The sequence below is a fragment of the Lentzea sokolovensis genome, assembly GCF_033949975.1.
Classification (GTDB): Bacteria; Actinomycetota; Actinomycetes; order Mycobacteriales; family Pseudonocardiaceae; genus Lentzea; species Lentzea sokolovensis.
In genome coordinates this window covers 576461-601132 of sequence record NZ_JAXAVU010000010.1, presented here as the reverse complement: position 1 = coordinate 601132, position 24672 = coordinate 576461, and the positions used below count along the sequence as shown (strand labels likewise).

Annotated in this window: 24 protein-coding genes; 12 read left to right on the top strand and 12 right to left on the bottom strand. The window is 69.0% G+C overall.

Annotated elements, in window-relative coordinates:
- Positions 1 to 36: 36 nt before the first annotated feature.
- Positions 37 to 513, top strand: a complete 477-nt coding sequence (locus SK854_RS24810) for an AMIN-like domain-containing (lipo)protein (RefSeq protein ID WP_319977502.1) — start codon at positions 37 to 39, stop codon at positions 511 to 513.
- 70 nt (positions 514 to 583) lie between these two features.
- Here the strand turns inward: SK854_RS24810 and lon are convergent, their stop codons facing one another.
- Both lon and SK854_RS24800 read right to left on the bottom strand, forming a co-directional pair.
- Complete coding sequence (gene lon / locus SK854_RS24805; RefSeq protein ID WP_319977501.1) at positions 584 to 2935, bottom strand: endopeptidase La; 2352 nt, start codon at positions 2933 to 2935, stop codon at positions 584 to 586.
- Positions 2936 to 3011: 76 nt separating this feature from the next.
- Complete coding sequence (locus SK854_RS24800; RefSeq protein ID WP_319977500.1) at positions 3012 to 3722, bottom strand: cytochrome P450 family protein; 711 nt, start codon at positions 3720 to 3722, stop codon at positions 3012 to 3014.
- 85 nt (positions 3723 to 3807) lie between these two features.
- Between SK854_RS24800 and SK854_RS24795 the strand changes: the two genes are divergently transcribed.
- Positions 3808 to 4605 (top strand): SAM-dependent methyltransferase, encoded by a 798-nt coding sequence (locus SK854_RS24795; protein WP_319977858.1) that lies wholly within the window; start codon positions 3808 to 3810, stop codon positions 4603 to 4605.
- On the opposite strand, the gene srmL is transcribed toward SK854_RS24795, so the two are convergent.
- A complete protein-coding gene (srmL, locus tag SK854_RS24790; RefSeq protein WP_319977499.1) occupies positions 4578 to 5606 on the bottom strand; it encodes a PheS-related mystery ligase SrmL in 1029 nt (342 codons plus the stop codon). The genes SK854_RS24795 and srmL overlap by 28 nt on opposite strands.
- A gap of 581 nt (positions 5607 to 6187) precedes the next feature.
- Here srmL and SK854_RS24785 point away from each other — a divergent pair.
- On the top strand, positions 6188 to 6688 hold the full coding sequence (locus tag SK854_RS24785) for a hypothetical protein (protein WP_319977498.1): 501 nt from the start codon (positions 6188 to 6190) through the stop codon (positions 6686 to 6688).
- 6 nt (positions 6689 to 6694) lie between these two features.
- Here the strand turns inward: SK854_RS24785 and SK854_RS24780 are convergent, their stop codons facing one another.
- Complete coding sequence (locus SK854_RS24780; RefSeq protein WP_319977497.1) at positions 6695 to 8575, bottom strand: patatin-like phospholipase domain-containing protein; 1881 nt, start codon at positions 8573 to 8575, stop codon at positions 6695 to 6697.
- Between the two features lie 96 nt (positions 8576 to 8671).
- On the opposite strand from SK854_RS24780, the gene SK854_RS24775 reads away from it, so the two are divergent.
- Positions 8672 to 9331 carry a hypothetical protein gene (locus SK854_RS24775; RefSeq protein ID WP_319977496.1) on the top strand — a complete coding sequence of 220 codons (660 nt, stop codon included), beginning with the start codon at positions 8672 to 8674 and terminating at the stop codon, positions 9329 to 9331.
- 3 nt (positions 9332 to 9334) lie between these two features.
- Here SK854_RS24775 and SK854_RS24770 read toward each other — a convergent pair whose 3' ends face one another.
- The 4 genes from SK854_RS24770 to SK854_RS24755 are packed head-to-tail and all read right to left on the bottom strand — an operon-like array spanning position 9335 to position 13308.
- Entirely contained in the window at positions 9335 to 9874 is a 540-nt protein-coding gene (locus SK854_RS24770; RefSeq protein ID WP_319977495.1) for an AAA family ATPase, read from the bottom strand.
- A complete protein-coding gene (locus SK854_RS24765; RefSeq protein ID WP_319977494.1) occupies positions 9871 to 10506 on the bottom strand; it encodes a CatB-related O-acetyltransferase in 636 nt (211 codons plus the stop codon). Before SK854_RS24765 ends, SK854_RS24770 begins: the two co-directional genes overlap by 4 nt.
- Positions 10503 to 12377, bottom strand: a complete 1875-nt coding sequence (locus SK854_RS24760) for an ABC transporter ATP-binding protein (protein WP_319977493.1) — start codon at positions 12375 to 12377, stop codon at positions 10503 to 10505. Before SK854_RS24760 ends, SK854_RS24765 begins: the two co-directional genes overlap by 4 nt.
- A 34-nt stretch (positions 12378 to 12411) precedes the next feature.
- Positions 12412 to 13308 carry an alpha/beta hydrolase gene (locus SK854_RS24755; RefSeq protein ID WP_319977492.1) on the bottom strand — a complete coding sequence of 299 codons (897 nt, stop codon included), beginning with the start codon at positions 13306 to 13308 and terminating at the stop codon, positions 12412 to 12414.
- A gap of 69 nt (positions 13309 to 13377) precedes the next feature.
- On the opposite strand from SK854_RS24755, the gene SK854_RS24750 reads away from it, so the two are divergent.
- Genes SK854_RS24750 through SK854_RS24740 form a run of 3 tightly spaced genes read left to right on the top strand, consistent with a single transcriptional unit; the run spans position 13378 to position 15941 of the window.
- Positions 13378 to 14400, top strand: a complete 1023-nt coding sequence (locus SK854_RS24750; RefSeq protein ID WP_319977491.1) for a M48 family metallopeptidase — start codon at positions 13378 to 13380, stop codon at positions 14398 to 14400.
- 15 nt (positions 14401 to 14415) lie between these two features.
- Positions 14416 to 15192 (top strand): S1 family peptidase, encoded by a 777-nt coding sequence (locus SK854_RS24745; protein ID WP_319977490.1) that lies wholly within the window; start codon positions 14416 to 14418, stop codon positions 15190 to 15192.
- Positions 15193 to 15215: 23 nt separating this feature from the next.
- Positions 15216 to 15941 carry a S1 family serine peptidase gene (locus tag SK854_RS24740; protein WP_319977489.1) on the top strand — a complete coding sequence of 242 codons (726 nt, stop codon included), beginning with the start codon at positions 15216 to 15218 and terminating at the stop codon, positions 15939 to 15941.
- Here SK854_RS24740 and SK854_RS24735 read toward each other — a convergent pair.
- On the bottom strand, positions 15913 to 18108 hold the full coding sequence (locus SK854_RS24735; protein ID WP_319977488.1) for a tetratricopeptide repeat protein: 2196 nt from the start codon (positions 18106 to 18108) through the stop codon (positions 15913 to 15915). The two genes, SK854_RS24740 and SK854_RS24735, sit on opposite strands and share 29 nt — an antisense overlap.
- A gap of 93 nt (positions 18109 to 18201) precedes the next feature.
- Between SK854_RS24735 and SK854_RS24730 the strand changes: the two genes are divergently transcribed.
- Positions 18202 to 19044 (top strand): ricin-type beta-trefoil lectin domain protein, encoded by an 843-nt coding sequence (locus SK854_RS24730; protein ID WP_319977487.1) that lies wholly within the window; start codon positions 18202 to 18204, stop codon positions 19042 to 19044.
- Between the two features lie 4 nt (positions 19045 to 19048).
- Here SK854_RS24730 and SK854_RS24725 read toward each other — a convergent pair whose 3' ends face one another.
- Positions 19049 to 19657: a LysE family translocator gene (locus tag SK854_RS24725; protein WP_319977486.1), complete on the bottom strand. Its 609-nt coding sequence runs from the start codon at positions 19655 to 19657 to the stop codon at positions 19049 to 19051.
- A 148-nt stretch (positions 19658 to 19805) separates the two neighbouring features.
- Between SK854_RS24725 and SK854_RS24720 the strand changes: the two genes are divergently transcribed.
- Together SK854_RS24720 and SK854_RS24715 are read left to right on the top strand one after the other, a co-directional pair.
- Complete coding sequence (locus SK854_RS24720; protein WP_319977485.1) at positions 19806 to 20540, top strand: serine protease; 735 nt, start codon at positions 19806 to 19808, stop codon at positions 20538 to 20540.
- A 13-nt stretch (positions 20541 to 20553) separates the two neighbouring features.
- A complete protein-coding gene (locus tag SK854_RS24715) occupies positions 20554 to 21012 on the top strand; it encodes a GNAT family N-acetyltransferase (protein ID WP_319977484.1) in 459 nt (152 codons plus the stop codon).
- Here SK854_RS24715 and SK854_RS24710 read toward each other — a convergent pair.
- Positions 20966 to 22159 carry an 8-amino-7-oxononanoate synthase gene (locus tag SK854_RS24710; protein WP_319977483.1) on the bottom strand — a complete coding sequence of 398 codons (1194 nt, stop codon included), beginning with the start codon at positions 22157 to 22159 and terminating at the stop codon, positions 20966 to 20968. The two genes, SK854_RS24715 and SK854_RS24710, sit on opposite strands and share 47 nt — an antisense overlap.
- A 43-nt stretch (positions 22160 to 22202) precedes the next feature.
- On the opposite strand from SK854_RS24710, the gene SK854_RS24705 reads away from it, so the two are divergent.
- On the top strand, positions 22203 to 23264 hold the full coding sequence (locus SK854_RS24705; protein WP_319977482.1) for a cytochrome P450 family protein: 1062 nt from the start codon (positions 22203 to 22205) through the stop codon (positions 23262 to 23264).
- On the opposite strand, the gene SK854_RS24700 is transcribed toward SK854_RS24705, so the two are convergent.
- Positions 23248 to 24081, bottom strand: coding sequence for a quinone oxidoreductase family protein (locus SK854_RS24700; protein WP_319977481.1), 834 nt, complete (start codon positions 24079 to 24081; stop codon positions 23248 to 23250). The genes SK854_RS24705 and SK854_RS24700 overlap by 17 nt on opposite strands.
- An 84-nt stretch (positions 24082 to 24165) precedes the next feature.
- Here SK854_RS24700 and SK854_RS24695 point away from each other — a divergent pair, with 84 nt between their 5' ends.
- Complete coding sequence (locus SK854_RS24695) at positions 24166 to 24672, top strand: helix-turn-helix domain-containing protein (RefSeq protein ID WP_319977480.1); 507 nt, start codon at positions 24166 to 24168, stop codon at positions 24670 to 24672.

Sequence of the window (24672 nt, the reverse complement as noted above, 5' to 3'; positions counted from 1 at the left end):
TTCAGGGTGTGGGAAGAGCCCTGAGAGGGGGCCGAGATGAACAGACGTCTTGTCGCGGTGCTCGTGGCGGTGCTGGCGGTGTTCACGATCGCGCCGATGGCGTCGGCGCAGAGCACGGCCACGCTGTCGGACATCAGGACCGGGCAGCACAACGGCTTCAGCCGGGTGGTGCTGGACCTGTCCGGGTTGCCGACGGAGTACCGGGTCAGTGAGGTCACCGGCGTGTCGCACTGCGCGTCCGGGAACCCGATCACCGTTGCCGGGCCTGGGATCCAGGAGATCCTGGCGGTCACGTTGATCGGCGCGGCCGCGCACGACGACAACGGGAACCTGACGTACACCGGGTCGCGGAACTTCGCGACGCCTGGCCTGAGCAACATCCGCGGGGTCGCGCTGACGTGCGACTTCGAGGCCACCCTCGGGGTCGCTGTCGGTTACAGCAACCCCTACTCGTGGCACCGGGTGTTCACGCTGACGAGCCCGAACCGGCTCGTCATCGACGTTGGCCTGTAGACACGAAAAAGCCTCGTGGGGGCAGTAGTCGCCGCTACTGCCCCCACGAGGGGTCTAGACGATGAAGCCGTTACGCCGCAACGGTCGTGGCGACGGTCTCCTTCGAGAGCGCGTGCTCCAGCACCTGCGCCACGTCCGAGACGAAGTGCACGGTCAGCTGCTCACGCACCGACTCCGGCACGTCCTCCAGGTCCGGCTCGTTGCGCTGCGGCAGCAGCACGGTCGTGATGCCCGCACGGTGAGCGGCCAGCAGCTTCTGCTTCACGCCACCGATCGGCAGCACCCGGCCGGTCAACGAGATCTCGCCCGTCATCGCCACGTCCGAGCGCACCGGGCGGCCGGACAGCAGTGACGCCAGCGCCGTCGTCATCGTGACGCCCGCGGACGGACCGTCCTTCGGCACGGCACCCGCCGGGACGTGGATGTGCACTCCCCGGTCGGCCAGCGCCGCGGCCCTTTCGTCGTGCGAACGCAGGTACGACAACGCGATCTGCGCGGACTCCTTCATCACGTCGCCCAGCTGGCCGGTCAGCGTGACGCCGGACGCGCCGGTGTCCTTCGGGGCCAGTGAGGCCTCGATGAACAGCACGTCGCCACCGACACCCGTGACCGCCAGGCCCGTTGCCACGCCTGGGACGGAGGTGCGCTCCGCCGATTCCGGCGTGTTCTTCGGGCTGCCGATGTAGGACTTCAGCGACGGCTGGTCGACCGTGATCGGGAACTCCGTCTCGCCCAGTGCCACCTTCGCGGTCGCCTTGCGCAGGATGCGCGCGAGGGCCCGTTCCAGTTGCCGCACACCGGCTTCCCGCGTGTACTCGCTCGCGAGCTGGTGCAGCGCGGGCTTCTCGAACGTGACGTCCTCAGGCGTGAGACCGGCGCGTTCGATCTGGCGCGGCAGCAGGTGGCCGCTGGCGATCGTGACCTTCTCGTCCTCGGTGTAGCCGTCGAGCTGCACGAGTTCCATGCGGTCGAGCAGTGGCGCCGGGATCGTGTCCAGCACGTTCGCGGTCGCGAGGAACACGACGTCCGAGAGGTCGAGCTCGACCTCCAGGTAGTGGTCGCGGAACGTGTGGTTCTGCGCCGGGTCCAGGACTTCGAGCAACGCCGCCGTCGGGTCGCCGCGGTAGTCGGAGCCGACCTTGTCGATCTCGTCGAGCAGCACGACCGGGTTCATCGAACCGGCCTCGCTGATCGCGCGGACGATCCGGCCCGGCAACGCGCCGACGTACGTGCGGCGGTGACCGCGGATCTCGGCCTCGTCCCGGACGCCACCGAGCGCCACGCGGACGAACTTGCGGCCCATCGCCCGTGCCACGGACTCACCGAGCGACGTCTTGCCGACGCCGGGAGGACCCGTCAGCGCGAGCACGGCGCCCGAACGACGTCCGCCCACCACGCCCATGCCGCGGTCGGCACGACGCTTGCGCACGGCCAGGTACTCCGTGATGCGCTGCTTCACGTCGTCGAGGCCCGCGTGGTCGGCGTCGAGGATCTCGCGCGCCGCCTTGATGTCGTAGGAGTCCTCGGTCCGCTCGTTCCACGGGATTTCGAGGACGGTGTCGAGCCACGTCCGGATCCAGCCCACCTCGGGCGACTGCTCGGACGTGCGCTCCAGCTTGTCGACCTCGGCCAGCGCGGCCTTCGCGACCTTCTCCGGCAGGTCCGCCGCCTCGACGCGAGCGCGGTAGTCGTCCTGCTCGGTCGCCGGCTTGCCGTCGAGCTCGGCCAGTTCCTTGCGGATCGCGGCCATCTGCTGGCGCAGCAGGAACTCGCGCTGCTGCTTCTCGACGCCTTCCTTGACGTCCTTCGCGATCGTCTCGTTGACGTCGAGCTCGGTCAGGTGCGCCTGACCCCACTCCACCAGCTTCTCCAACCGGGTGGTGACGTCGCTCGTCTCCAGCAGCCAGATCTTCTGCTGGTCGTCGAGGTAGGAGGCGTAACCCGCGAGGTCGGCCAGCGCCGACGGGTCGCTGATCTGCTGCACCGAGTCGACCATCTGCCACGCGCCGCGCGTCTGCAGGATGTTCGTCACGAGGGCGCGGTACTGCTTCGCGAGCTCGCGGGTCCGGTCGGTGATCGGGGAGTCGTCCGCGATCGTCGCGTTCACCCACAGCGCCGCGCCCGGTCCCGTGGTGCCCGTGCCGATGCGCACGCGCTTGGTGCCGCGCACGACGGCAGCGCGTTCGCCACCGGGCAGGCGGCCGACCTGTTCGATCTCGGCCAGTGTGCCTACTGCTGCGTACTTCCCGTCCAGCCGTGGAACGAGGAGCACTTGATGATTTGCCGCGGTCGTGGCGGCGTCTACGGCCGCACGGGCCTCAGCGCTCGCGTCCGCACCGGAGATGCGGATCGGCACCACCATGCCGGGCAGCACCACGACGTCGTCCAGCGGCAGTACCGGCAGGGCCAGAGTCTCGCCCATCTCGTCACCCTCCAAAGTTGAGTCTGTACCGCTCAACCATCTGGAGTGGGATGGTGTTCCCCTGGCGTGTTCGCTGTCAGCGAGCAGCTGCCCGTAGGCGTCTGACCAGCGCGATCTCGCCGGTCACGCGGGCGAGCGCGGTGCTCGTGGGGCACGCGGCGAGCACGCCCACGGGCTTGCGTCGCAGGTCGAGACGGTCGCCGCCGGGAAATTTCACCGAGCACCGATTGGCCGCCGCGACGAACGGCAGGAGCAGCTCGCCCGCCTCGACCGTACGCCCGCTCAGCACGACAGGGCGGGGCGTCCGGCGGGCGGGAGCGAGGGGAACCGGGGTGTCGAACCGCAGCAGCTCCTCGACGGCGTCCCGCGCGAGCGCCGGTTCGTTCCTGAGCAGCTCGGCCTGGGCCGGATGATCGTGCAGCGCGTGCATCGCGTTCGTGAGGAACGCCTGCGTCGTGGCCAGGGATGTGGCGGCGAACGATTCCACGCCGTGCGCGAGCGTGAACGCCTCGGCCGCAGTGGCTGCAAGCGATTGCGCGAACGTGGCGTCGTCGGCGTCGAGCAACTCGATGGTGCACAGGGTGACCACAGGTCGGACGACCTTCATGGCGTGCGTGATCACCCGTTTGGGTATCGGGTCCGGGCCGCCCGCGTCCAGGCCGAGCACTGTCAGTACGTCGTCGTAACGCGTGATGCACCAGCCACCGATATCGGCGTCGAAGTGCACCGGCGAGCGTTCCCTGAGATGGCGAAACCTCGCGTGGAGCTCAGCGGTGCTGGAGGGCATGTCCTCTCACACGTGACCGAAACCATCCCGGTTCGGATGTGTGGTGGTGGACACCCGTGCGGCGACGACGGAGGATGCGCACGTGATGGAAGAGCTGAAGTGGGTCCCGTCCACGGTCGACGTCACGCGCCCGAGCGTGGCGCGGATGTACGACTACTACCTGGGCGGCTCGCACAACTTCGAAGCCGACCGTGCCGCCGCCAAGCAGGTGGAGCAGATCTTCCCCGGCGTCGCCCAGAGCGCGCAGGCGAACCGCTCGTTCCTGCGCCGGGTCGTCCGCCACCTGATGACGCAGGGCGTCGACCAGTTCCTGGACCTGGGCTCCGGCATCCCGACCGTGGGCAACGTCCACGAGATCGCCCAGCACGACAACCCGGACGCGCGCGTCGTCTACGTCGACTTCGAGCCGGTCGCCGTCTCGCACAGCAACGCCCTGCTGGCCGACAACCCCAACGCGAACGCGATCCTCGCCGACCTGCGCGCGACCTCCACGGTCCTCGCCGGCGCCCGTGAGACGCTCGACTTCTCCCGCCCGGTCGGTGTGCTGGTCATCGCCGCGCTGCACTTCGTCTCGGACACCGACAGCCCGTACGAGGCCATCGCCGAGTACATGGCCGACCTGCCGGCCGGCTCGTACCTCGCCATCACCCACGCCACCTGGGACACGCTGTCCGAGGAGGAACTCGCCGAGGCCCGCGAGGTCGCCAAGATCTACAGCAACTCGGACAACAAGCTCACCATGCGCACGCACGCCGAGGTGACGCGGTTCTTCGACGGCATGGAGATGCTGGAGCCGGGCGTCGTCGCGGTCAACGACTGGCGCCCAGACTCCTTCGACGAGGCCCACGTGGGCATCTACGGCGCTGTCGGCCGCAAGCCCTGAAGCAGCCTGTCCCTGATCTCGTTCGTCTCGCGGTCGGTGAGGGTGCGTTCCGGCGCCCTCATCGTCACGCGGATGAGCACGTTCTTCTGCCCGCGCTTGGTTTCCAGCCTCTGCTGAACGTGCGGCGGTAGTTGTTCCGACGGCGTCTCGCTGAGGATCTCGATCTCCTCGACGACGTCCTCCGGCACGAGCGCGCGGATCCGGTCGCCCAGGGTTTCGGCGTCCTCCTCGTCGTTCGCGATGATCGAGACGTCCCTGATCGCGGCCGGGTGCCGGGAGATCGGCCGGTACTCGGTGAGGTCCAGCATCTGCGTGCTGATGCGCGGGTGGGGGTTGCGCAGCAGGCGGATGTCCGGGATTCCCTTGCGCAGCATCAGGATCCGGTCCAGGCCGAGACCCATCGCGAGACCGTGCGGGTGGTGTTTGACGACGTGCCGCGCGGCCCTGCCGCATTCGGCTATTTCGACCCACTCGCCGTCGTGCTCGACGTCGATCTGCTTGCCGTGCGTGGTGTACGGGTGCTGGGCGTCGATCGTGCGATAACGCTTGCCGGGCAACAGGGTTGTGACGACCGTGTGGATGAGGTCTTCGAGCGGTTCCTCGGCGTTGCTGATCCGCCAGACGTCCAGCTGGTGCGGCGTGCCGGTGTGCAGGCGGTCGACCGTGTCACGGCGGTAGACCAGGCCGGGGCAGAGCAACGTCACGTCCGGCGTCGCGTTCTTGAGCGCCGGCGGGATCATCGCCGTGGTGTGGCTGCGCAGCATGCACGTCTCGCTGACGTACCTGGTGTAGCGGGCGTCCCGGGTGATCGCGTCCCTCGGATAGCCGAGGTGTTCGTAGTTGTGCTCCACCGGGACGAGCGGGTGGTGGCGGACTTCCCGCGGGTTGTCCAGCGCTTGCCTGAGGTCGGCGATGAGGAGTTGCATCGCGTGCGGGCCCTGCGCGGGATCGGTGAGATCGCGGACGTTCAGGGCTTGCACGAGTTCTTCGGTGCGGTACATGGGGTTTCCCGTTCTCCGGTCTGGGTTCCTGACTGCGGAGTCCCCCGACCGACGGGTCTTTCAGGCGCGCGCCACCCACGCAGGTCGGGGGCGGCTAAATCGACGCGTCATGGATTCAAGGCTAGTGGCGCGGTCAAGGCGATAGCGCCGATCGGGTGACGGGATCGTCAACCTGGTAACGCGTGGTGATTGGTCTCCGAAGCACTGTGCAGCCGGCTGCTCCTGCCCACACGACCTCCTCCGCAAAGGCGAAATCCATGACCGAACCGACTCAGGGGCCTATCGGACAGCCACCTGCAGGGCAGCCGCAACCGTTCCAGTGGCAGCCGCAGCCGGATGTACCCGCAGCTGGCGCATCCGTGCAAAGTCCTTTGCCGCCTAGCAAAAAACCGCATGCTGTCGTCTGGCTGGCAGCAGGCATGGCGGTGCTGCTGATCGGCGCGGTGGCGTTGGCGGGCCGATCAGCGAGGCAACACACGACCGCTGCTGGAGCGAGTTCGTCGGCTGTCACCACGACCACGAGAACAACCACGACGACTACGACGACGACCACCACCACCCGACCGAAGTTGCCACCCTCCGTGTTCAAAGGCTCTGGCGACGACGTGATCACGCTCGACCGGCCCGTGGGCTTGAAGGTCGTCAAGTTCGAGTGTCCCGCGTGCACGCGCAACACCGTTCTGAAGTCCGATGGCTTCGATTCCCTGCTGGTGAACGAGATCGGTGCGTACAGCGGTCAGATGTGGATGGACATCCGCGACGGCAGCCGTACGAACACTTTGACGGTCAGTGCGACCGGCGCTTGGACACTGACCGTTGGTGACCTCGACATGGCGACCGTGGCGACCGGGCCGTTGGCAGGCAACGGCGACAGCGTCGTCCTGTACACGGGGAGTTCGAACAAGGCGAAGATCACCAACGCTGGAGCGAGCAACTTCACCGTGCACGTCGTGCCGCTCGCGACCAGCACGATCAACCTGGCGGTCAACCACATCGGTGGCTACGAAGGCACCGTGCCGTTCAACGGACCTGCGTTGGTGCAGATCTCGTCGACCGGTGCCTGGACGATCACGCCGTCCTGATCGCGCCTACTCGGGTGGCGTCAGCCGCAAATCCGGATCCACCGGCGGCACCCCGTCGAACGGCCCGTCGTCCTTGAGCCGCCCGACGTGGTCCAGCGCGACCTCGATCCCGTCCCGGAACGGATCGCCGTCGGCCGGGGGAGTGCGGAACCAGTCGTGCAGTTCGGCCGGGATCTCGAACCGCCGCAGCAACTCCTCGTACAGCGCGTCGCGGTCGGCTGCCTGCTCGCCGAGCTCCTTGTATTCGCGCAACGCCATGCGCAGCCGGATCCAGCGGTAGCGGTCGGTGTTGCGCTGCTGCTGGAACCGCTCGCGCAGCATGTCGCCGGCCTGCTGCCCGCGCAACGCCAGACGCTTGATCGTGGCGGGCGGCATGAACAGGTTCGAGCCGCCCTCGTCGTCGGACTGCCGCACGTGCGCGATGCGGCCGCGGTAGCCGGGGAGCGCGGACTGCATGGTGTCGCGCCAGTCCAGGAACGTGTCCAGGATGGACACCAGGAACCGCGGCACGGAGCCGATCGACGAGTAGGGGGTGCCGGAGGCCGACGCGTCCTGCTCCGGCAGCCACACGTCGGTCTTGTCGCCGTTCGGGTAGGGCTGGATGGTCAGGCCGAACGTGGGCCAGCGCGGCAGCAGCGCGTCGAAGAAGTGGATCGGGAAGTTGCTGGTGATGCCGCCGTCGGAGAACCAGTGCACGCGCCCGTCCCGGCACAGCGGCACGGCGGCGATCAGGCCGGGGAACGACAGCGACATCCGCACGGCGAGCACGACCGGCAGCTGGTCGCGAGGAGGCAGTTCCCGCAACGGCGTGTACCCGTGCAGCGGGCACTTGGCGTCTGTCTCGCGCCCGTTGAGCTGCTCGACCACCCGCTGCGGCAACACGTAGCCGAGGCACTCCTCGCAGTACTGCCACTCTTCCTTGAACGGCAACCGGTACGGCCGTCCCTCGGACAGATCCGTCGTCATCAGCACGAGGTTGATGTCGCCGAGGTCCCCAAACGTCACCGCGTCGGACGTGCCCGCGAGGTCGTCCAGCCGGTCGGCGATCCAGTCGGCCAGCGGCGGCACGCCCGTCGACTTCGGCACCCCGGCCAGCCGATCGAGCCATGACGGCGTGAAGTCACCGGTGCCGGGTACGAGTCCGAAGTGGATGGACGTCGCGTTGGCCTTCAGGAACCGTTGCATCGCATACCCGTACGTGACGATCAACGCGCTGACGGCCGCGAGCGACAGCACCAGCCACACGAGCAGCACGATCGCCGCCGTCGCGTAGTGCCGCGAGAACGCCAGCCCCAGCACGAGTGGCACCGCCGCGAACACCCAGGCAGGCCAAGGCAAACTCGACCGCAACGGCCACAGCACCATCACCAGGCACGCCAGCGCCAGCACGGCGACCAGTGCCGCGATCCAGCCGGGATACGCCGAGGGCGCGAGCCACGCCGAGAACAGCACAGGCCCGCCCAGCCACAACAACGCCATCAGCGCCAGCACCGATTTGGCGCGCAACCCGACCGCACCCAGCAACGCGAAGAACAGGCACGAGATCGCGCTACGCCCAGTCGTCTCGCGCTTCTGCATGGACGCGATGACGATCCGGTACAGCGCACGGGTCTTCTCGGCGGGCTGGAACAGCTGAGCCATCCGCCACCGCTCCGCACCCGACCCGGACGTGAACCAGTCGATCAGCCCGGCCAGCTTCTCGAAACCACCGGAGGCCCGGCCACGTTCGGCCGCCGCCGTGAACCCCGCGGCGATCGCACCGGCGGACGCGCCACCGATCTGCTTGAACTCGTAGTGGCGGGCCAGCGAGGCGACCGCGAGGGGGTACACGACACCGCTGGTCGTGCCGCCCCGCATGGTCAGGTCGCAGTAGCGGTCGTACTCCATGTGCCCATGATCGCGCGATCAGCGCCGGTCGTCGCGAAATTTCACTCGGACGCCATTCGGCCGATCCCCGCTCGTGACCACTGCTTGGATGTCGGCATGACCGCGTACGACGTCGCTCGTCTCCTGCCCTCCATTCCGGAACTGCGTGCGCTGTGCCGTGCGCTGGCCGCGCTGGACGTCGTGCTGAGCCCCGACAGCGAGGACCGCCACCACCACTACAGCACCGCTTGGGCGCCTGGTGAGGAATTGGCGTCGATGCGGGACGGTGCGGGCAACGAGTACGACATCGTGTTCACGGCCGCGGGAGCGTACGTGCGAGGGTTCGACCACGAGTCACCGATGAGTCCTTACGCCACCGATGACGACGAGCCGTGGCCCGGTGTTCTCGACACCGTGCCCGACGTGTTCCGGAAGTGCGTGGAGGAACCGGCGTTCTCCGATGAGTTCGACATGCCGTACCTCACCGTGTGCCTGTGGCGTGAGCACGGCGACACCGCCTGGCGGCACGGAGACATCGCCTTCCCCGATGGAGGTGATGACGGCGCCGCCTGGCTGTTCGCCCTGCTGACCGACGGCACGCCCGAGGCGTTCCAGGACTGGGCGCAGGACTACTACGAGATGCCGGTCGACCTCGGCGCGGTGCGGCACTTCTACGCCGGGCTGCCGCTGACCGCGGACGTCGTGACCGCGCTCAACCCCGCCACCACCCTGGCCGCCGTTACCGATCCGGTCGTCGCCGCCGGGTACCCGGTCTGACGTTCAGTCGGACGCCGACTCGATCGGGAGCCGTTCCGCCGCCAGCCACCACGAGATCACGTCCTGCGCCACCTCGGCCACGGGCTGGTCGGCGTCGACCACGAAGTCCTCGATCCACGACGCCGCGAAGAGCATCTCGAGCTCCTCGGCGCGATTCAGGTGCCAGCGCAGGTCCGCCCCGTCGTGGTGCCGTCGCACGAGCCGTTGGTGGAGGACGGACAGGTCCGCCTTCAACCGGCAGACGTTGAGCTTCGCGCCGATCACTTCGGCGTACCGCTCACGGTCTGCCCTGCTCTCCACCACGCCCGCGAGCACGACGCGGTGCACCCCGGCGGCGACGTAGTTGCGCACGACGGCTTCGAGGTTCCGCAGCTGCAGCTCGAAGTGGAACGGGTCGTCCGCCGGCGCGGGCCAGCAGGACGACAGCCAGTCGAGGTCGATCAGCGCGTGTGGGACCTTGGCCTCGGCCAGCCGGTCGCCGACCGCTTCGGCGACCGTCGTCTTGCCCACCCCGACGGGACCGGTGATCAGCAGTGCCTTCACGGGGCGATCTCCGCCAGCTCGGCCGGTGTGCCCGCCATGATCACGCGGACGTGCTCGGTCACCTTCTCCACCGGCCAGTCCCACCACGCGATGCGTTCCAGCAGCTCGACGTCCGAGTCGCTGTACCGCCTCCGCAGCAACCCGGCCGGATTGCCGCCCACGATGCCGTACGCCGGCACGTCCGACACGACGACGGAACCGGCGGCGATGATCGCGCCGTTGCCGATGCTCACGCCCGGCATGATCAGGGCGTTGTAGCCGATCCAGACGTCGTTGCCCACCACCGTGTCGCCGCGGCTCGGCGCGCCGAGAGCGATGTCGAGCGTCTTCTCGCCCCAGACGCCGCCGAAGATCGTGAACGGGAACGTCGACACGCCCGCCATGCTGTGGTTGGCACCGGACATGATGAACCGCACGCCTTCGGCCAGAGCGCAGTAACGGCCGATGACGAGCTTCTCGGCGCCGAAGTTGTAGAGGACGTTGCGCTGCTCGAACTCCGTGGCGTGGTGCGGGTCGTCGTAGTAGGTGTACTCACCGATCTCGATCTGCGGGTTCTTCACCAACGGCTTGAGCAGCACCGTGCGCGCATAGTCCGGCAACGGATACAGGTTGTCGGGCGAGGGGATGGTCACGGTGCTCCGATCGCTTCTTCGCTGAACTGAGTGCGGTACAGCTTGGCGTAGTGGCCTTCCATGGCCAGCAACGCTTCATGCGTACCACGCTCGACGATCTGACCGGCATCGACGACGAGGATCTGGTCGGCGGCCCGGATGGTCGACAACCGGTGCGCGATCACCAGCGACGTCCGGCCCGCGAGCGCCTCGACCAGCGCCTCCTGCACGGCGGCCTCCGAGCGCGAGTCCAGGTGCGCGGTCGCCTCGTCCAGGATCACCACGCGGGGCTTGGCCAGCAGCAACCGGGCGATGGTCAGCCGTTGCCGTTCGCCACCGGACAGGCGGTAGCCGCGTTCGCCGACCACGGTGTCCAGCTGGTCCGGCAACGACGCCACCAGGTCCGCGAGCCGTGCGCGGGTCAGCGCGTCCCAGATCTCCTCGTCGGTGGCCGACGGAGCCGCGAGGCGCAGGTTCGCGCCGATCGACTCGTGGAACAGGTGCCCGTCCTGCGTCACCATGCCGACGGTCTCGCGGATCGACTCGAACGACAGGTCACGAACGTCCACACCGGACAGCCGGACGGCGCCGGAGTCCGCGTCGTACAGGCGGGGCAGCAGCGACGCGATCGTCGACTTGCCCGCACCCGACGCGCCGACCAGTGCGATCAGCGAACCGGGCTCGGCGACGAACGACACGCCGCCGAGGATCACCTCGCCGCCACGGGTGTCGAGCGACGCCACCTCCTCCAGCGACGCCAGCGAGACCTTGTCCGCGGACGGGTAGGCGAACTTCACGTCCGCGAACTCGACGCGCACCGGACCATCGGGAACGACGACCGGCTCAGGCTTCTCCTTGATCAACGGCGGCAGGTCCAGCACCTCGAAGACCCGCTCGAACGACACCAGCGCCGTCATCACGTCCACCCGCGCGCCGGCCAACGCCGTCAACGGCGCGTACAGACGAGTCAGCAGCAGCGCCAGCGTCACGATCGTGCCCGGCGCCATCTCCCCGGCGAACACGAAGTACCCGCCCAGCCCGTAGACCAGCGCCAACGCCAGCGAGGACACCAGCGTCAACGCCACGAGGAACAGCCACTGCGCCACCGCCGTCCGCACACCGATGTCGCGCACGCGCCGTGCCCGCGATCCGAACTCGGCGCTCTCGATGGAAGGCCGGCCGAACAGCTTGATCAAGGTGGCACCCGGCGCGGAGAACCGCTCGGTCATCTGCGTCGTCATCGCCGAGTCCAGGTTCGCGGCCTCGCGGTGCATGGACGCCAAACGCTTGCCCATCCGCCGCGCCGGCAGCAGGAAGATCGGCAGCAGCACCATCGCGAGCACCGTGACCTGCCACGACAGCGTCAGCATCACGATCAGGGTCAGAACCAGGGCGATCACGTTCGTGACGACACCGGAGATCGTCTCGGAGAACGCCCGCTGCGCCGCGATCACGTCGTTGTTCAGCCGCGACACCAGTGCACCGGTGCGCGTGCGGGTGAAGAACGCGATCGGCATCCGTTGCACGTGGTCGAAGACGGCCTGTCGCAGCCGCAGGATCAGGTCCTCGCCGACGCGCGACGACTGCCACCGCTCGGCCAGCGAGAACCCGGCCTCCAGCACCGCCACCCCGGCGATCGCCAGCGCGAGCCACACGACCAGACCGAAGTCGCGGCCGCCGATGATGGTGTCGACGACGCGTCCTGCGAGCACCGGCGAGGCCACCGCGAGCACCGCCGCGACCGAGGAAGTGGCCAGAAGTCCGTACACGGCACGCCGTTGCGGATGGGCGAACCGGGCGACACGCTTCAACGTCGCCCGGCTCACGCGACGGCTTTTCTCGTCCTGCATCGCGCTTTCGAGCGCGTACCAGGCGTTGAAGTCGATGTTCATGACGACCAGTCTCGAACCTCGACCTACAACGAGGTCAAGCCGTTTTCAGGAACTCGTCCACCTCGGCGAGCGCCGCCGCACGCACTGGCTCAGGCGACAGGAACAGGTCGTGCATGCCGGCCTTGATCTCCACGACCCTGACCGATGATCCGATCTTCGGACCCCACTTGCGCATTCCCTCGACGTCGAGCACGGCGTCCGCCTTCGAGACGTCCTCGCTCCACTCGCGAGCGTTCAACATGCTCTTGTCGGAGTGCAGCACCAGCACCGGGACCCGCACGTCCAGTCCGTTGTGGACCTTCTCCTGCGCCAGCAGCACCGCCCGGATCCACCCGGCCAGCACCGGGAAACCGGCCAAGGGCTTCCACTTCAGGTCGAAGTCCCACTCGCCGTTGCGCGAGTTGTGGATCGCGGCCCCGTACGCCTCGCCGAGGTTCGCGCGGATCTTCACCTTCGGTGCGATCCCGCCGATCAGTTTCACGACCTGCCGCATGAACGGCGGCTCGACGACGTCCAGCCACGGGCTGTTGAGCACCAACGCGTCGATCAGGTCGCTGGAGCGTCGTTCGTGCGCCCACAACGAGGTGGTGAGGCCGCCGGTCGAGTGCCCCATCAGCACCACACGCGAATGCTCTTCACGAATGACGGCGATCGCGGCGTCGATCTCCTCGAAGTACACGGCCATGTCGGTCGTGTAGTTCGGCACCTCGCCATCGCGCAGCGACCGACCGTATCCGCGCAGGTCAACGGCGTAGAAGTCATAGCCCTGGGCCGTGTAGTGCGCGGCCACGTGCTCCTGGAAGAAGTAGTCCGCGAAACCGTGCACGTAGAGGACCGCCCCACGGTCGTTGGCGACCGCACGGCGGCGGACCAGAGTCGCTGAGGCCCCGCCGCGCAACGGCAGAACTGTGGTGTCTTCGTCGCTGCTCACCGCGCAAGTTTGCAACGGTCCAGTCGTGATTCCGTGCACCCTTGTCCGGATCGTGTCTAACCTGGGGGAGTGACGGGGGATATTGAGCAATCATCGAGGGTGCGGTTCCCGGGCATCAGCCCACGCGCCTATGAGCATCCTGCCGACCGAGGCGCCCTCGCGGTGCTGAGGGCGGTGCCCGCCGTGGCACCGATCCTCAAGGCGGTCGCCGGAGCCTTTACCGAGCGGGGTGAGCGCCTGCTTCAGGTGGCGTCCTCCGTCCGGGTGGGCCCCAAGCAGTACCCGACGCTCGACCGCATCCGCAACGAGGTGGCGGCGACGTTCGACCTCGCCGAGGTGCCCGAGCTCTTCGTCGAGCGCAACGCGCAGGCGTACGGCTACACCTACGGCATCGACAAGCCGTTCATCGTGATCAGCACCGGCTCGGTCGACCTGCTCGACAACGAGTCGCTGCGCTTCCTGATCGGTCACGAGATGGGCCACGCGATGTCGGGCCACGCGCTCTACAACACGTTGCTGCGCAGGCTGGTCGACCTCACGACGTCGTTCGCGTGGGTGCCCGCGGGTGCGATCGCCATGCGCGCGGTCATCGCGGCGCTGCGCGAGTGGCAGCGCAAGACCGAACTGTCCTGCGACCGGGCGGGCCTGCTGGCCTGTCAGGACCCGCAGGCCGCGCTGCGCACGCACCTCGCGCTCGCGGGTGACCTCGGTCAGCAGGTCGACATCGCGTCGTTCCTCGCCCAGGCCAAGGAGTACGAGGAGGTCGAGGACATTCGCGACAGCATCCTCAAGCTCCTGCACACCGAGACCCGCACGCATCCGCTGGTCGTGGTGCGGGCCGCCGAACTGCAACGCTGGTCGGCGAGCGAGGAGTACCGCGAGATCCTGACCGGCACGTACGCGCGCCGTGAGGACGACAGGCCGACGACGAACCTCGGCGACGACATCAAGTCCGCCGCCCGGTCCTACAAGGACTCCATGAGCAACTCCGCCGACCCGTTGATCAAGACGATCAACGACATCGGCGAGTCGGTCATGGGCGCGGCAGGCAGGGTCTGGAGCAAGGTTGCTCCGAACGGCCCAGCGGAGTAGCTACCATCTGGAGTCATGAGACGACTCCTGGTGCTGGTTCTCTCCGCATTGCTCGCCTCAACGGGCACCGCCGCCGCCAACGAGCAGGTCGTTGGCGGTGAGCGGGCGTCCATCGAGGCCAACCCGTGGGCCGTCTACCTCGTCGACGACCGCGGTGGCCAGTTCTGCGGTGGCACGATCGTCGCGCCCGCGAAGGTGCTCACCGCGGCCCACTGCGCGCTCGGCCGCTCGCCGAGCGAGCTGAAGGTCGTCGCGGGCCGCGAGGACAAGCAGGACCGCACGGCCGGGGTGACGGCGACCGTCACGAAGATCTGGATCCACAAGCAGTACGTCTCCGCGGACGAGGGCGAGGACGTGGCCGTCCTGACCCTGAAGGACGCGCTGCCGTACCGGCCGCTACCACTGGCCGAACTGTCCGATCGGGTGCTCTACCAGCCAGGAACGCAGCTGCGCGCGCTCGGCTGGGGGCGCACGGCGGAGAACGGCAAGACGTCCCGCTACCTCATGCAGGCCACCGTGCCGGTGCTGCCGGACGACTTCTGCGTCGACACCTACCCGCAGTTCGTGAAGGCGGACATGTTCTGCGCGGGCTACGAGGGCGGCAAGGTCGACACCTGCCAGGGCGACTCGGGCGGCCCGATCGTGGTGGACGGCAAGCTCGTCGGCGTCACGTCGTGGGGCGAGGGCTGCGCGCGCAAGAACAAGCCCGGCGTGTACGTCCGGATCTCCCGCTACGCCAAGGATCTTCACTCGGTCGTGGATGCTTCGCCGCCTGGGGTTGTCGACCCGTAGGCCGCTGGGCTCTGCTGGTCCACATGCGACTGCCGGCGGTTCTGCTCCTGCTCGTGATCATGGTGACCCCGGCGCACGCCGCCCCTCGGATCGTCGGCGGTGAAGTGGTGGACGACGTCGGCGAAGTGCCGTGGATGGTGGCCCTGACGACGTCGTCGGGCGACCAGTTCTGCGGCGGCGCGCTCCTCGGTCCCGGGCAGGTGGTCACGGCGGCGCACTGCGTCCAGGGCCGCGCTCCCGGTTCGATCACCGTCGTCGGCGGGCGGCTCGACCTGCGCACCGACGGCGGTTCCACCTCGGTCGGCACGTCGTACGAACTCGTCGACGGCTACTCGACTCCCTCGCGTGGCAAGGACATCGCCTTGCTGACGCTCGCCGAACCGATGCCGTACCGGACGCTGCCGGTCGCCGGGCCAGGCGTCTACATGAACGGCAGCGTCGGTGTCGTGTACGGCTGGGGGCGGCAGGCGGAGAACGACACGGCCAAGAGTCCGTTGCTGCACAAGGCCTACGTGCCGATCATGCCGGACGAGCAGTGCGCCGCGACCTATGCGCGCTACGACGCCCAGGCCATGTTCTGCGCGGGATATCCCGATGGCGGCATCGACGCGTGCGTCGACGACTCCGGCGGCCCGTTCGTGGTCGACGGCCGGTTGGCGGGCATCGTGTCGTGGGGCATCGGCTGTGCTCGTCCGAACGCGCCCGGCGTCTACACCCGCGTCACGACGTACCTGAGCGGAGTTTCCTGACCACGTCGGCCCGGTGGCGCAGACCCGCGCTCTCCGCTCGTTCGATCGCCTTGTCGTACAACGCCTCGTCCTGCGTCAGCGCGGCTTTGCCCGCCAGCGCGCGCACCTCGATGATGCGGAACCCGGCGTCGGCCGCGCGCCGCAGCACCTCGTCGTACCCGGCGACCGACCGGTTGATCTCCGCGAGCACCAGGCAGGCGTCGACCTCGATGAACAGGTCGTCGTCGCCTGCCAGTTCGAGCGCGCGTTCAGCGTGGTCACGAGCTTCTTCGCGGCGGCCTACGGCGATGAGCAGCTCCGCGTACTCGACCCGCGCGGACATCTCGATCGGCCGCAGCCCGTGGCGGCGCGAGAGGTCGAGGGACTCGCTGAACGCGGCTTCCGCGTCCGCGTGCCGTTGCCGGGCCGCGAGCACCACGCCGAGGTTGTTGAGGCCGTTCGCCAGGTGCTGCCAGTCGTCGATCTCCCGGGCCAGTGCGACGGACCGGCGCAGCGCGTCCTCGGCGGAGGAGAGACCGCCGAGTTCGAGGTCGACCAGCCCGAGGTTGCCGAGACCGCCGATCAGCTGCGACCGCATGCCGTGGGGCCCGTAGAGCTCGATCGCCGACGCGAGGTGCTCGCGGGCGCGGGCGAGGTCGCCGAGGTCGTGGTGGATCCCGGCGAGGATGTTGAGCGCGGTGGCCTCCTGGGGCTGCGAGCCGGCGGCGCGGTACTCGGCGATGGCCCGCTCGCTGTGCTCGATCGCCGTCCGGTGCTCGCCGGACCGCCAGTCGAGGTAGGCGAGACACACCCGCATCGCCGCCGCGCGCTGCCCGGTCTCGCCGCCGTCCAACGCGGCGCGCGCGATCGTGCGCAGGTCGGCGTACTGGCCGGTGAGCAGCAGGTACGGCCTCGTGGCCACCACCAGCGCCGCGTCGGGGTGGTCCTCGGCGAGCGCGACGAGGTTCGGCCGTTCCGTCTCGAACCAGGCCATCGCCGCCTCGCGGTCCGCGAACGCGACGGAGTCCGGAGTGGACGGAAGCAGCCGGGTGAAACCGACCTGCAGCTGGGCTTCGGCGCCGTCGGCCCGCCTGAGATACCAGTCGAACACCGTCCGCCGGTCCTGCTCGGTCGCCCGTTCGTGCGCGTAGAGGCGCAGCAGGTCGTGCAGCTGATAGCGGTTGTTGTTCTGCTGCACCAGGTTCGCCGCGACCAGCTCGTCGGTCGCGGCTCCGGCCAGGTCGCGCGGGATGTCCGGGCCGGGCACCGCGCCGAGGAAGGCGAACGTCCTGCGCGCCCGCGGCGAGAGCTTCCGGTACGAGAGGTCGAACGTCGCCTGCACGGCCGTGTCGTCGTCCTCGATCTCCAACGCCGCAAGGCGGTGTTCGCGCAGCTCCTCGACGTAGTCCGGCAGGTGCCGCCCGGCGAGGTTCGCCCCGGCGATCCGCAACGCCAGCGGCAGCCGCGCGCACAGCCCGATCAGCTCGCTCGTGTCGCCCTCGACCCGCATGCCCTTGAGCAGTTCCCGTGCCTCCTGCTCGGCCAGCACGGACAGGGTGACCTGCGCGAACTGCGGCAGGTCCTGGCGGCTGGTGATCAGCGCGGCGCAGCCGGGCATGGCCGGTAGGAGGGGCTCGACCACCTCGGCGGTCGCGTTGTCGAGCACCACCAGCACCCGCCGGTTCCGCAGCAGCTCGTGGTAGTCGTCGTTCGGCCCGCCGCCCAGCGCCTTCACGAACCGCTCCAGCGCCTGCCCGACCGTCATGGCCGGCCCGGTGGAGAAGCCGCGCAGGTTGACGTAGAGCTGGCCGTCCGGGAACTCGGGCCGCAGCCGGTGCGCCTCCCTGATCGCGAGCACGGTCTTGCCGACGCCGGGCAGCCCGGTGATCGCCCGCACCGGCTCGTCGATCAGCTCCAGCCGGGCGATCTCCTCCCTTCTGCCGACGAAGTCCGGCAGGTCCGCGGGCAGCTGGCACGGCACGGGCGGGCGCGGCACCAGCCGGTACCCGGTCGGTTCGGTGATCACCTGCTCGCTGCCGCGCAACCGGCTGACCAGCGTCCGCAACGCCGCGCGCGGATGCATCGGCGGCTCGTCCGGCCACACCTCGGCGGCCAGCACGTCGAACGGCACGGGCTCGCCGGGACGTGCGGCCAGCGCGTCCCGCAGCGACTGCAGTCGATCCGCCACGAACCCGATCGTAGATCCGTAGCGTGTGGGGGCATGGGGAAAAGATCATTGGGTGTCGTTGCCGCCATCGCGGCCGCGCTCACCCTGGGGGCAATGACCACAGTTCCCGCGAGCGCCGAGCCCGCCGGGAACCCGATCGTCGAACTGAAGAACGTCGCACGGAACCAGTGCATGACATCGGCCAGGAGCGACTACTTCCAGGTCGAGATGGCGGACTGCACCGGCGCCGCGACCCAGCGGTGGGAGAAGGTCGGCCTGCCGGACGGGCAGTTCTTCCTGCGCAACATCGCCGACCGGTGGTGCGTCGACGGGGAGCGTTCCTTCGTCACCGAAGCGTGCGACGAGGCCGACGGGAACCAGCGCTGGGAGTTCGTCACCGACGCGTCCGGCGCCACGAAACTCAAGGCCGCGACGTGGCCGGGGTACGCCGACACGACCTGGTACGACGAGTTCGATCTCAAGATCATCCCGGACTCGTCGCAGGACAGCGACCACCAGCGGTGGGTCGTGACCGAGGTCGGCTCGGTGCCGCCGTTGCCGGACACCACCGGCGCCCTGGTCACCCTGGAGAACTCCAGGTGGTGGGCCGTCGAGCTGACCGACTACTGCGCAGAGGGGGCCGGCATGGGTCCGTGCCCCGGATCGCCGTACCAGCGGGTCGAGCTCGGCGGCGGCGCGTTCCAGCTGCGGGTGGGCGACGTCTGTCTTCGTTCCAAGCCGGACACGAGGTTCGTCGACCTGGCGGGGAACTGCGCCGCGGCCGATCCGGCGCAGCAGTGGCGGCTGGAGGGACCTGACCTGTTCGGTGGTCACCTGGTCCGCAACGTCGGCAGCGGTGACTACCTCACGCCCGGCTCCGGAGGCCTGACCCTGTTCCAGAAGGATCCGCCCGGCCGGTACGCGCAGGTGCAGAGGTGGTACCTGCACCTCGCGTGAGTGACTAGAGGACCAGTCCGACCGACATGGTGAGGAAGACGGCCGCGCAGACAGCGTCGAGCGCGGTCGTCACACCAGGCCGCTTGAGCTTCCCGGCCACGCGGGAGGCCGCCAGCACGATCATCAGCTCCCACACCGCCGCCAGTCCGAGGAACACGACGGCGAGCATCGCGAGCTGAGGCGCCGGTTCACCCGATCCGATGAACTGTGGCAGGAACGCGAGCGAGAACAGGATCATCTTCGGGTTCGTGATGTTGGTCAGGAAGCCCTGCCGGAACGGCCGCGTGCTCATGACCTCCTCCGGCTCGCCGCCGGAGCGCCTGATCAGGCCGCGCGTGATGGAAATCGCCAGGTAGAGCAGGTAGCCGGCGCCGATCCAGCGCAGCGCCGTGAGCACCATCGGGTACTGCGCGAGCACCACTCCGAGACCCGAGATCACCAGTGCGACCTGGACCGCCGCGGCCGAGTGGATGCCGCCCAGCGCGAGCAGTCCGGCGCGGGTGCCCGACCGCAGTGACGTGCGCAGCAACAGGAACGCGTCGACACCGGGGGTCACGATGACGACCGCGCACGCGATGAGAAAGGCCGGAACCTGGCCGAAGTCGAACAACACCGTACATACCCCCGTGATCTAAGTCATAGACCGCAAAATCTCCGGCCTGATGGGACATTAACACGAGAATCTCCGGTTTTGACGCCGTCCTAGCGCGATCGCTACCGTTGGTGACCGATCGTCCACCTGGCGCAACGAGGAGTGGTCCGTGAGGGGTAAGCGGTGTGCCGTGCTGGTAGCGGTGATCGCGCTGGTCAGCGGTGGTTCGTCCGCTGATGCGATCGTTGGGGGGACACCCGCGCGGGTGGCCGACACCCCGTGGGTTGTGGCGATCACCACCACGGACGGTCAGCTGATCTGCGGTGGCGCGCTCGTCGCCCCGGACAAGGTCATGACGGCCGCGCACTGCGTGACGCTCAAGGGCGTGCTCGGCAAGAACCAGCGCCCCGCCGAGCAGTTGCGGGTGGTCGCCGGCCGCACCGACCTGCGCAGCAAGGGCGAGGGCGTCGAAGCGGCGGTCGCGGGCGTGTGGCGGCACCCCGACTACGTCGAGGTCACCAAGGGCGACGACGTGGCGATCCTGACGCTCGCGAACCCGGTGCCGTACCGGACGATCGCGCTCGGCGAGGTCGGTGACGACGGCGTGGTGCTCGGCTGGGGCCGCACCGCCGAGAACACCCCGCCCGCCATGTCGCTGCGCAAGGTGACGGTGCCGATCCTGTCCGACTCCGAGTGCCTGCTGAAGGAGCCGGACTACCGGCCGGGCGCGATGCTGTGCGCCGGGCGAGGTGGCCGGGACGCCTGCACGGGCGACTCGGGTGGCCCGCTCGTGGTGCGCGGCAGGCTCGCGGGCGTCGTGTCGTTCGGCCGCGGTTGCGCACGCGCAGATGAACCTGGTGTCTACACCCGGCTCGCTCACTACCGGCAGACGCTGGGCTTCTGATATCCACGACCAGGTGCGAACCACACAGTTTCCGGCCACCCTGCGCCGTCAGTGGGGGCTCGACCTGAGCCCCGCCCAGCTCTACGCGATCTTGCGGCTGCGCCAGGACGTTTTCGTCGTGGAGCAGAACTGCGTCTACGCCGACGTCGACGGTCGCGATCTCGACCAGGGCACACGGCATTTCTGGCTGGAGTCCGAGGGATCGCACGAGCCGCTCGCGTACCTGCGACTGCTCGAAGAGGCGGACGGCACGTTCCGCGTCGGACGCGTCGCCACCGCGCGCATGGCCCGTGGCCGCGGCTACAGCCGTCGCCTCATGCAGGCCGCGCTCGTGGACATCGGTACCGCGCCGTCAGTGCTCGACGCGCAGACGTACGTCGCCGACTTCTACGCGTCGTTCGGGTTCGTCGCCGAGGGCGCCGAGTTCATCGAGGACGGGATTCCACACCTGCGGATGCGGCGCTCTGCCTGATCACGCGCACCGCGCGCTCGATGTCGGCCTCGGTCAGATCGGCGCGCGCGGTGAGCCGCAGCCTGCTGATCTGGTCCGGCACCGACGGCGGCCGGAAGCAGCCGACGACGACACCGCTCGCGCGGCAGGTCTCGGCCCACTGGAACGCCTGCTCAGGCGACGGCGCGCGCACGCTCACCACGGCCGCGGTCGGCGTGCTGACCTGGAAACCGGCTTCCTTCAGGCGGTTGCTCAGGTCGTGCGCCACGGTCAGCGCCCGTTCGGGACGGTCCGGCTCCTCACGCAGGATCTTGATCGCCGCGAGGGCCGCCGCCACGCTGCTGGGCGCGAGACCGGTGTCGAAGATGAACGGGCGCGCGGTGTCGATCAGGTGCTTGATCACCCGGCTCGGGCCGAGGACCGCGCCGCCCTGCGCGCCCAGCGACTTGCTCAGCGTCAGCGTGGTGATCACGTCCGGCGCCTTGATGATGCCCGCCTCGGCGACCGCGCCCCGGCCGCCGGGTCCGACGACACCGAGTCCGTGCGCGTCGTCCACGACCAGCGCCGCACCCGTCGCGCGGCAGGCCTCGTGCAGATCGTTGAGCGGGGCGATGTCGCCGTCGACGCTGAACACCGAGTCCGTGACGACGATCGCGCGCCGCTTGCCGCGCGTCTCCAGCGCGTGCCGGACCTTGCCGACGTCGCAGTGGTCCGCGACCACGACGTCGGCCTTCGACAGGCGCGTGCCGTCGATCAGCGACGCGTGGATGTGCTGGTCCGCGACGATCGCCGTGCCGGGGCCCGTCAGCGCCGTGACCGCGGCGAGGTTCGCCATGTAGCCGCTGCTGAACACCAGCGCGGACTGCGAGCCGCAGAAGTTCGCGAGCTCGAACTCCAGCTCGGCGTGCAGCTCCGTCGAGCCCGTGACCAGGCGCGATCCCGTCGAGCCGGAACCCCACTTCAGCGTGGCGGCGGCCGCGGCTCCCGCGACGCGCTTGTCCTTGGCGAGCCCCAGGTAGTCGTTGCTCGCGAGGTCGAGGTCCGTCGAGTCCGACGTGCGCGGCCGCAGCCGCCGGCTCAGACCAGCCTTGGCTCGCGCTTCAGAGCGGACGTCGATCCAGTCGAACGTCGACTCACCACCACTGGAAATCGCCTCAGTTGTGCTCACGGTCACCGCCTGAGTCTCCCATCCGCCCGCTAGCGTGCCGCTCGTGGACCTGTTCACCTTCACGCGCGCCGAACTCACCTCGCCGGTGCAGTTGCTCGGCGGCCGTTGGGTGGTGTCGGCCTACGACGACGTCCGCGCCGTGCTGGCCGATCCGGTCACCTACCTGCCCGACAACGCGCTGACCGCCGTGACTCCGGTGGGCACTGCCGCGTTGCGTTCCCTGGTCCGCGCCCGCTTCTCCCTGCCGCCGACCTTGGCGAACAACGGTTCCGACTCGCATGCTCAGTTGCGCCGCCTCGTCGCGTCGTTCTTCACGCCGGTCCGCGTTGCCGCTGCGGAGCCTCGCATCCGTTCCCTGGTTTTGGAACGGCTGGGTGGCACGGATCTCGTGCGCTCGCTCGCGTGGGACCTGCCGGCGATCGTGCTGATGGAGCTGCTGGGGCTGGAGAACGTCGACATCCCGACCCTGAAGCGCTGGAGCTCCGGGTCGCTGGAGTTCTTCTGGGGTGACATCTCGCGTGAACGGCAGCTGGAGCTGGTCGACGACGTCGGCGACTTCCACCAGTGGCTGATCAAGCGCTACCACGCCCGCGACGGCGAGTTGTTCTGCGCGCTGGCCGATGCCGGAGTGTCCGCTGAGGACTCCGCCGGTCTTTGCTACTTCCTGCTGATCGCGGGCCAGGAGACGACCACTCAGTTGTTGTCCACGGCGTTGCGCCGGGCGTTGCAGGACCGCGCGTTGTGGGCGCGTCTGGGTTCGCCTGGTGTGGCTGAGGCTTTCGTCGAGGACGTGCTGCGGACCGAGACGCCCGTGGTGACGTGGCGGCGGCTGACCGCGCGTGACGTCGTGCTGTCCGGTGTGCACGTGCCTGCCGGTGCGGAGCTCGTGTTGTTGTTGAGCGGTAAGGAAACCGATCCCCGGCATCTGGCGTTCGGCTACGGCCGCCACTTCTGCCTCGGTGCCGGGCTGGCTCGGTTGGAGGCCGCGGTGACGTTGCGGACGGTGGCCGAACGCGAACCGTCGCTGCGGCTGGACGGCTCGGAACCGGAGTGGCTTCAGCTGTTGTCGTTCCGTGCGCCCAAGTCGGTCACGGTCGCGCGATGAGCTTGCCTGTCGTGGTGCGGGCTTCGAGTGCCCGGTGGGCTTCGGCGATCTCGTCGAGCCGGTAGACGTCGCCGAGGTTCGGCTTGAGTCGCAGCTCGAACACCTCCTCCGGCGTGACGTCGCGGGGAAGCCCCATGACTGCGACGCCCTTGCGGAAGATGTCGCTCGCGGTCACGTCCAACGGCTCACCGCTCGCGTAGCCGAACACGACCATGCGGCCGACACCGTCCTTGAGCAGCTCGAACGCGCGTTTCCCGACCTCGCCCCCGATCGACTCGAAGACGACGTCGACCGGTTCGAGGCCGTCCCAGTCGTAGCCGAGACCGCCCTTGCTGGACGCCGCGAGCACGGTCGCGCCCGCTCGTTCCGCGAGCTGCACGAGCAGACTGCCGACGCCACCGGACGCCGCTTCCACGAGCACCCGGTCGCCCGGCTGGACGCGGGCCTCCTTGGCCGCCGCGACGGCCGTGGTGCCCTGCAGGAGCAGAGCGAGGGCCTCGTGGTCGCTCACGTCGTCGGGCACGTCGATCGGGTTCTCGACGACGGCTTTCGTGGCGTAGGCGCCGTCGCGTGGCACGCCCATGACCCGTCGGCCTTCTCTTGTGGTGCCAACGACTTCCGAGCCGAGGATGACGGGGAGCGACGGTCCCGGATACCACGGGAAGAGCTCCCTGCCCTTGCCTCGGCGGATGACCGTCTCGCCGTAGTTGAGCCCGATGGCGGTGACGTCGACGAGCGTGTCGCCCGCCGGGTCCGGCACCTCCTCGACCTTCAGCACCTCGGGCCCGCCGAACTCGTGGAACCGCACTGCCTTCATTCGCTGCCTCCCCTGCATAACCGGACCGCTGGTCCGGTTGCTAGAATACGGACTGCCGGTCCGCTTGTGTCAAGGGAGAGTTCGTTGGAACGTGCCGATGCCGCCCGCAACCGGGCAGCGATCCTGGCCGCCGCCACCCGGCTGATCGGCGAGCGCGGCATCGACGCCGTGTCCGTGGAGGACGTGGCCTCGGCGGCGGGAGTCGGCAAGGGCACCGTGTTCCGGCGGTTCGGCGACAAGGCGGGCCTGGTCAGGGCCGTGGTCGATGAGACGGCCGCCTCCTGGATCCAGACGGCATCGTTGGAGTGCCGCTCCGCCGGAGAGTTCGCCGGCACGCTGTTCGACCACGTGCTGGCGTCGTTGCCGCTGGTCATCGCCGTGGAGCGGACGACGGTGCGCAGCTGCGAGGGCAACTTCCGGATCACCGTCGAGCGGCTGGCCAGGTTGGTCGGCTCGACGTTCAAGGCGCACACCGTGCTGGCCGTGCTGCGGGGCGAGCACATCGAGTTCCTGCTGGCCCAGGGCATGAAGGCGGCCGAGATCAGGGCAGGCGTCATCTCGCTCGCGGACACGCTCGCCGCTGAGGTTTGA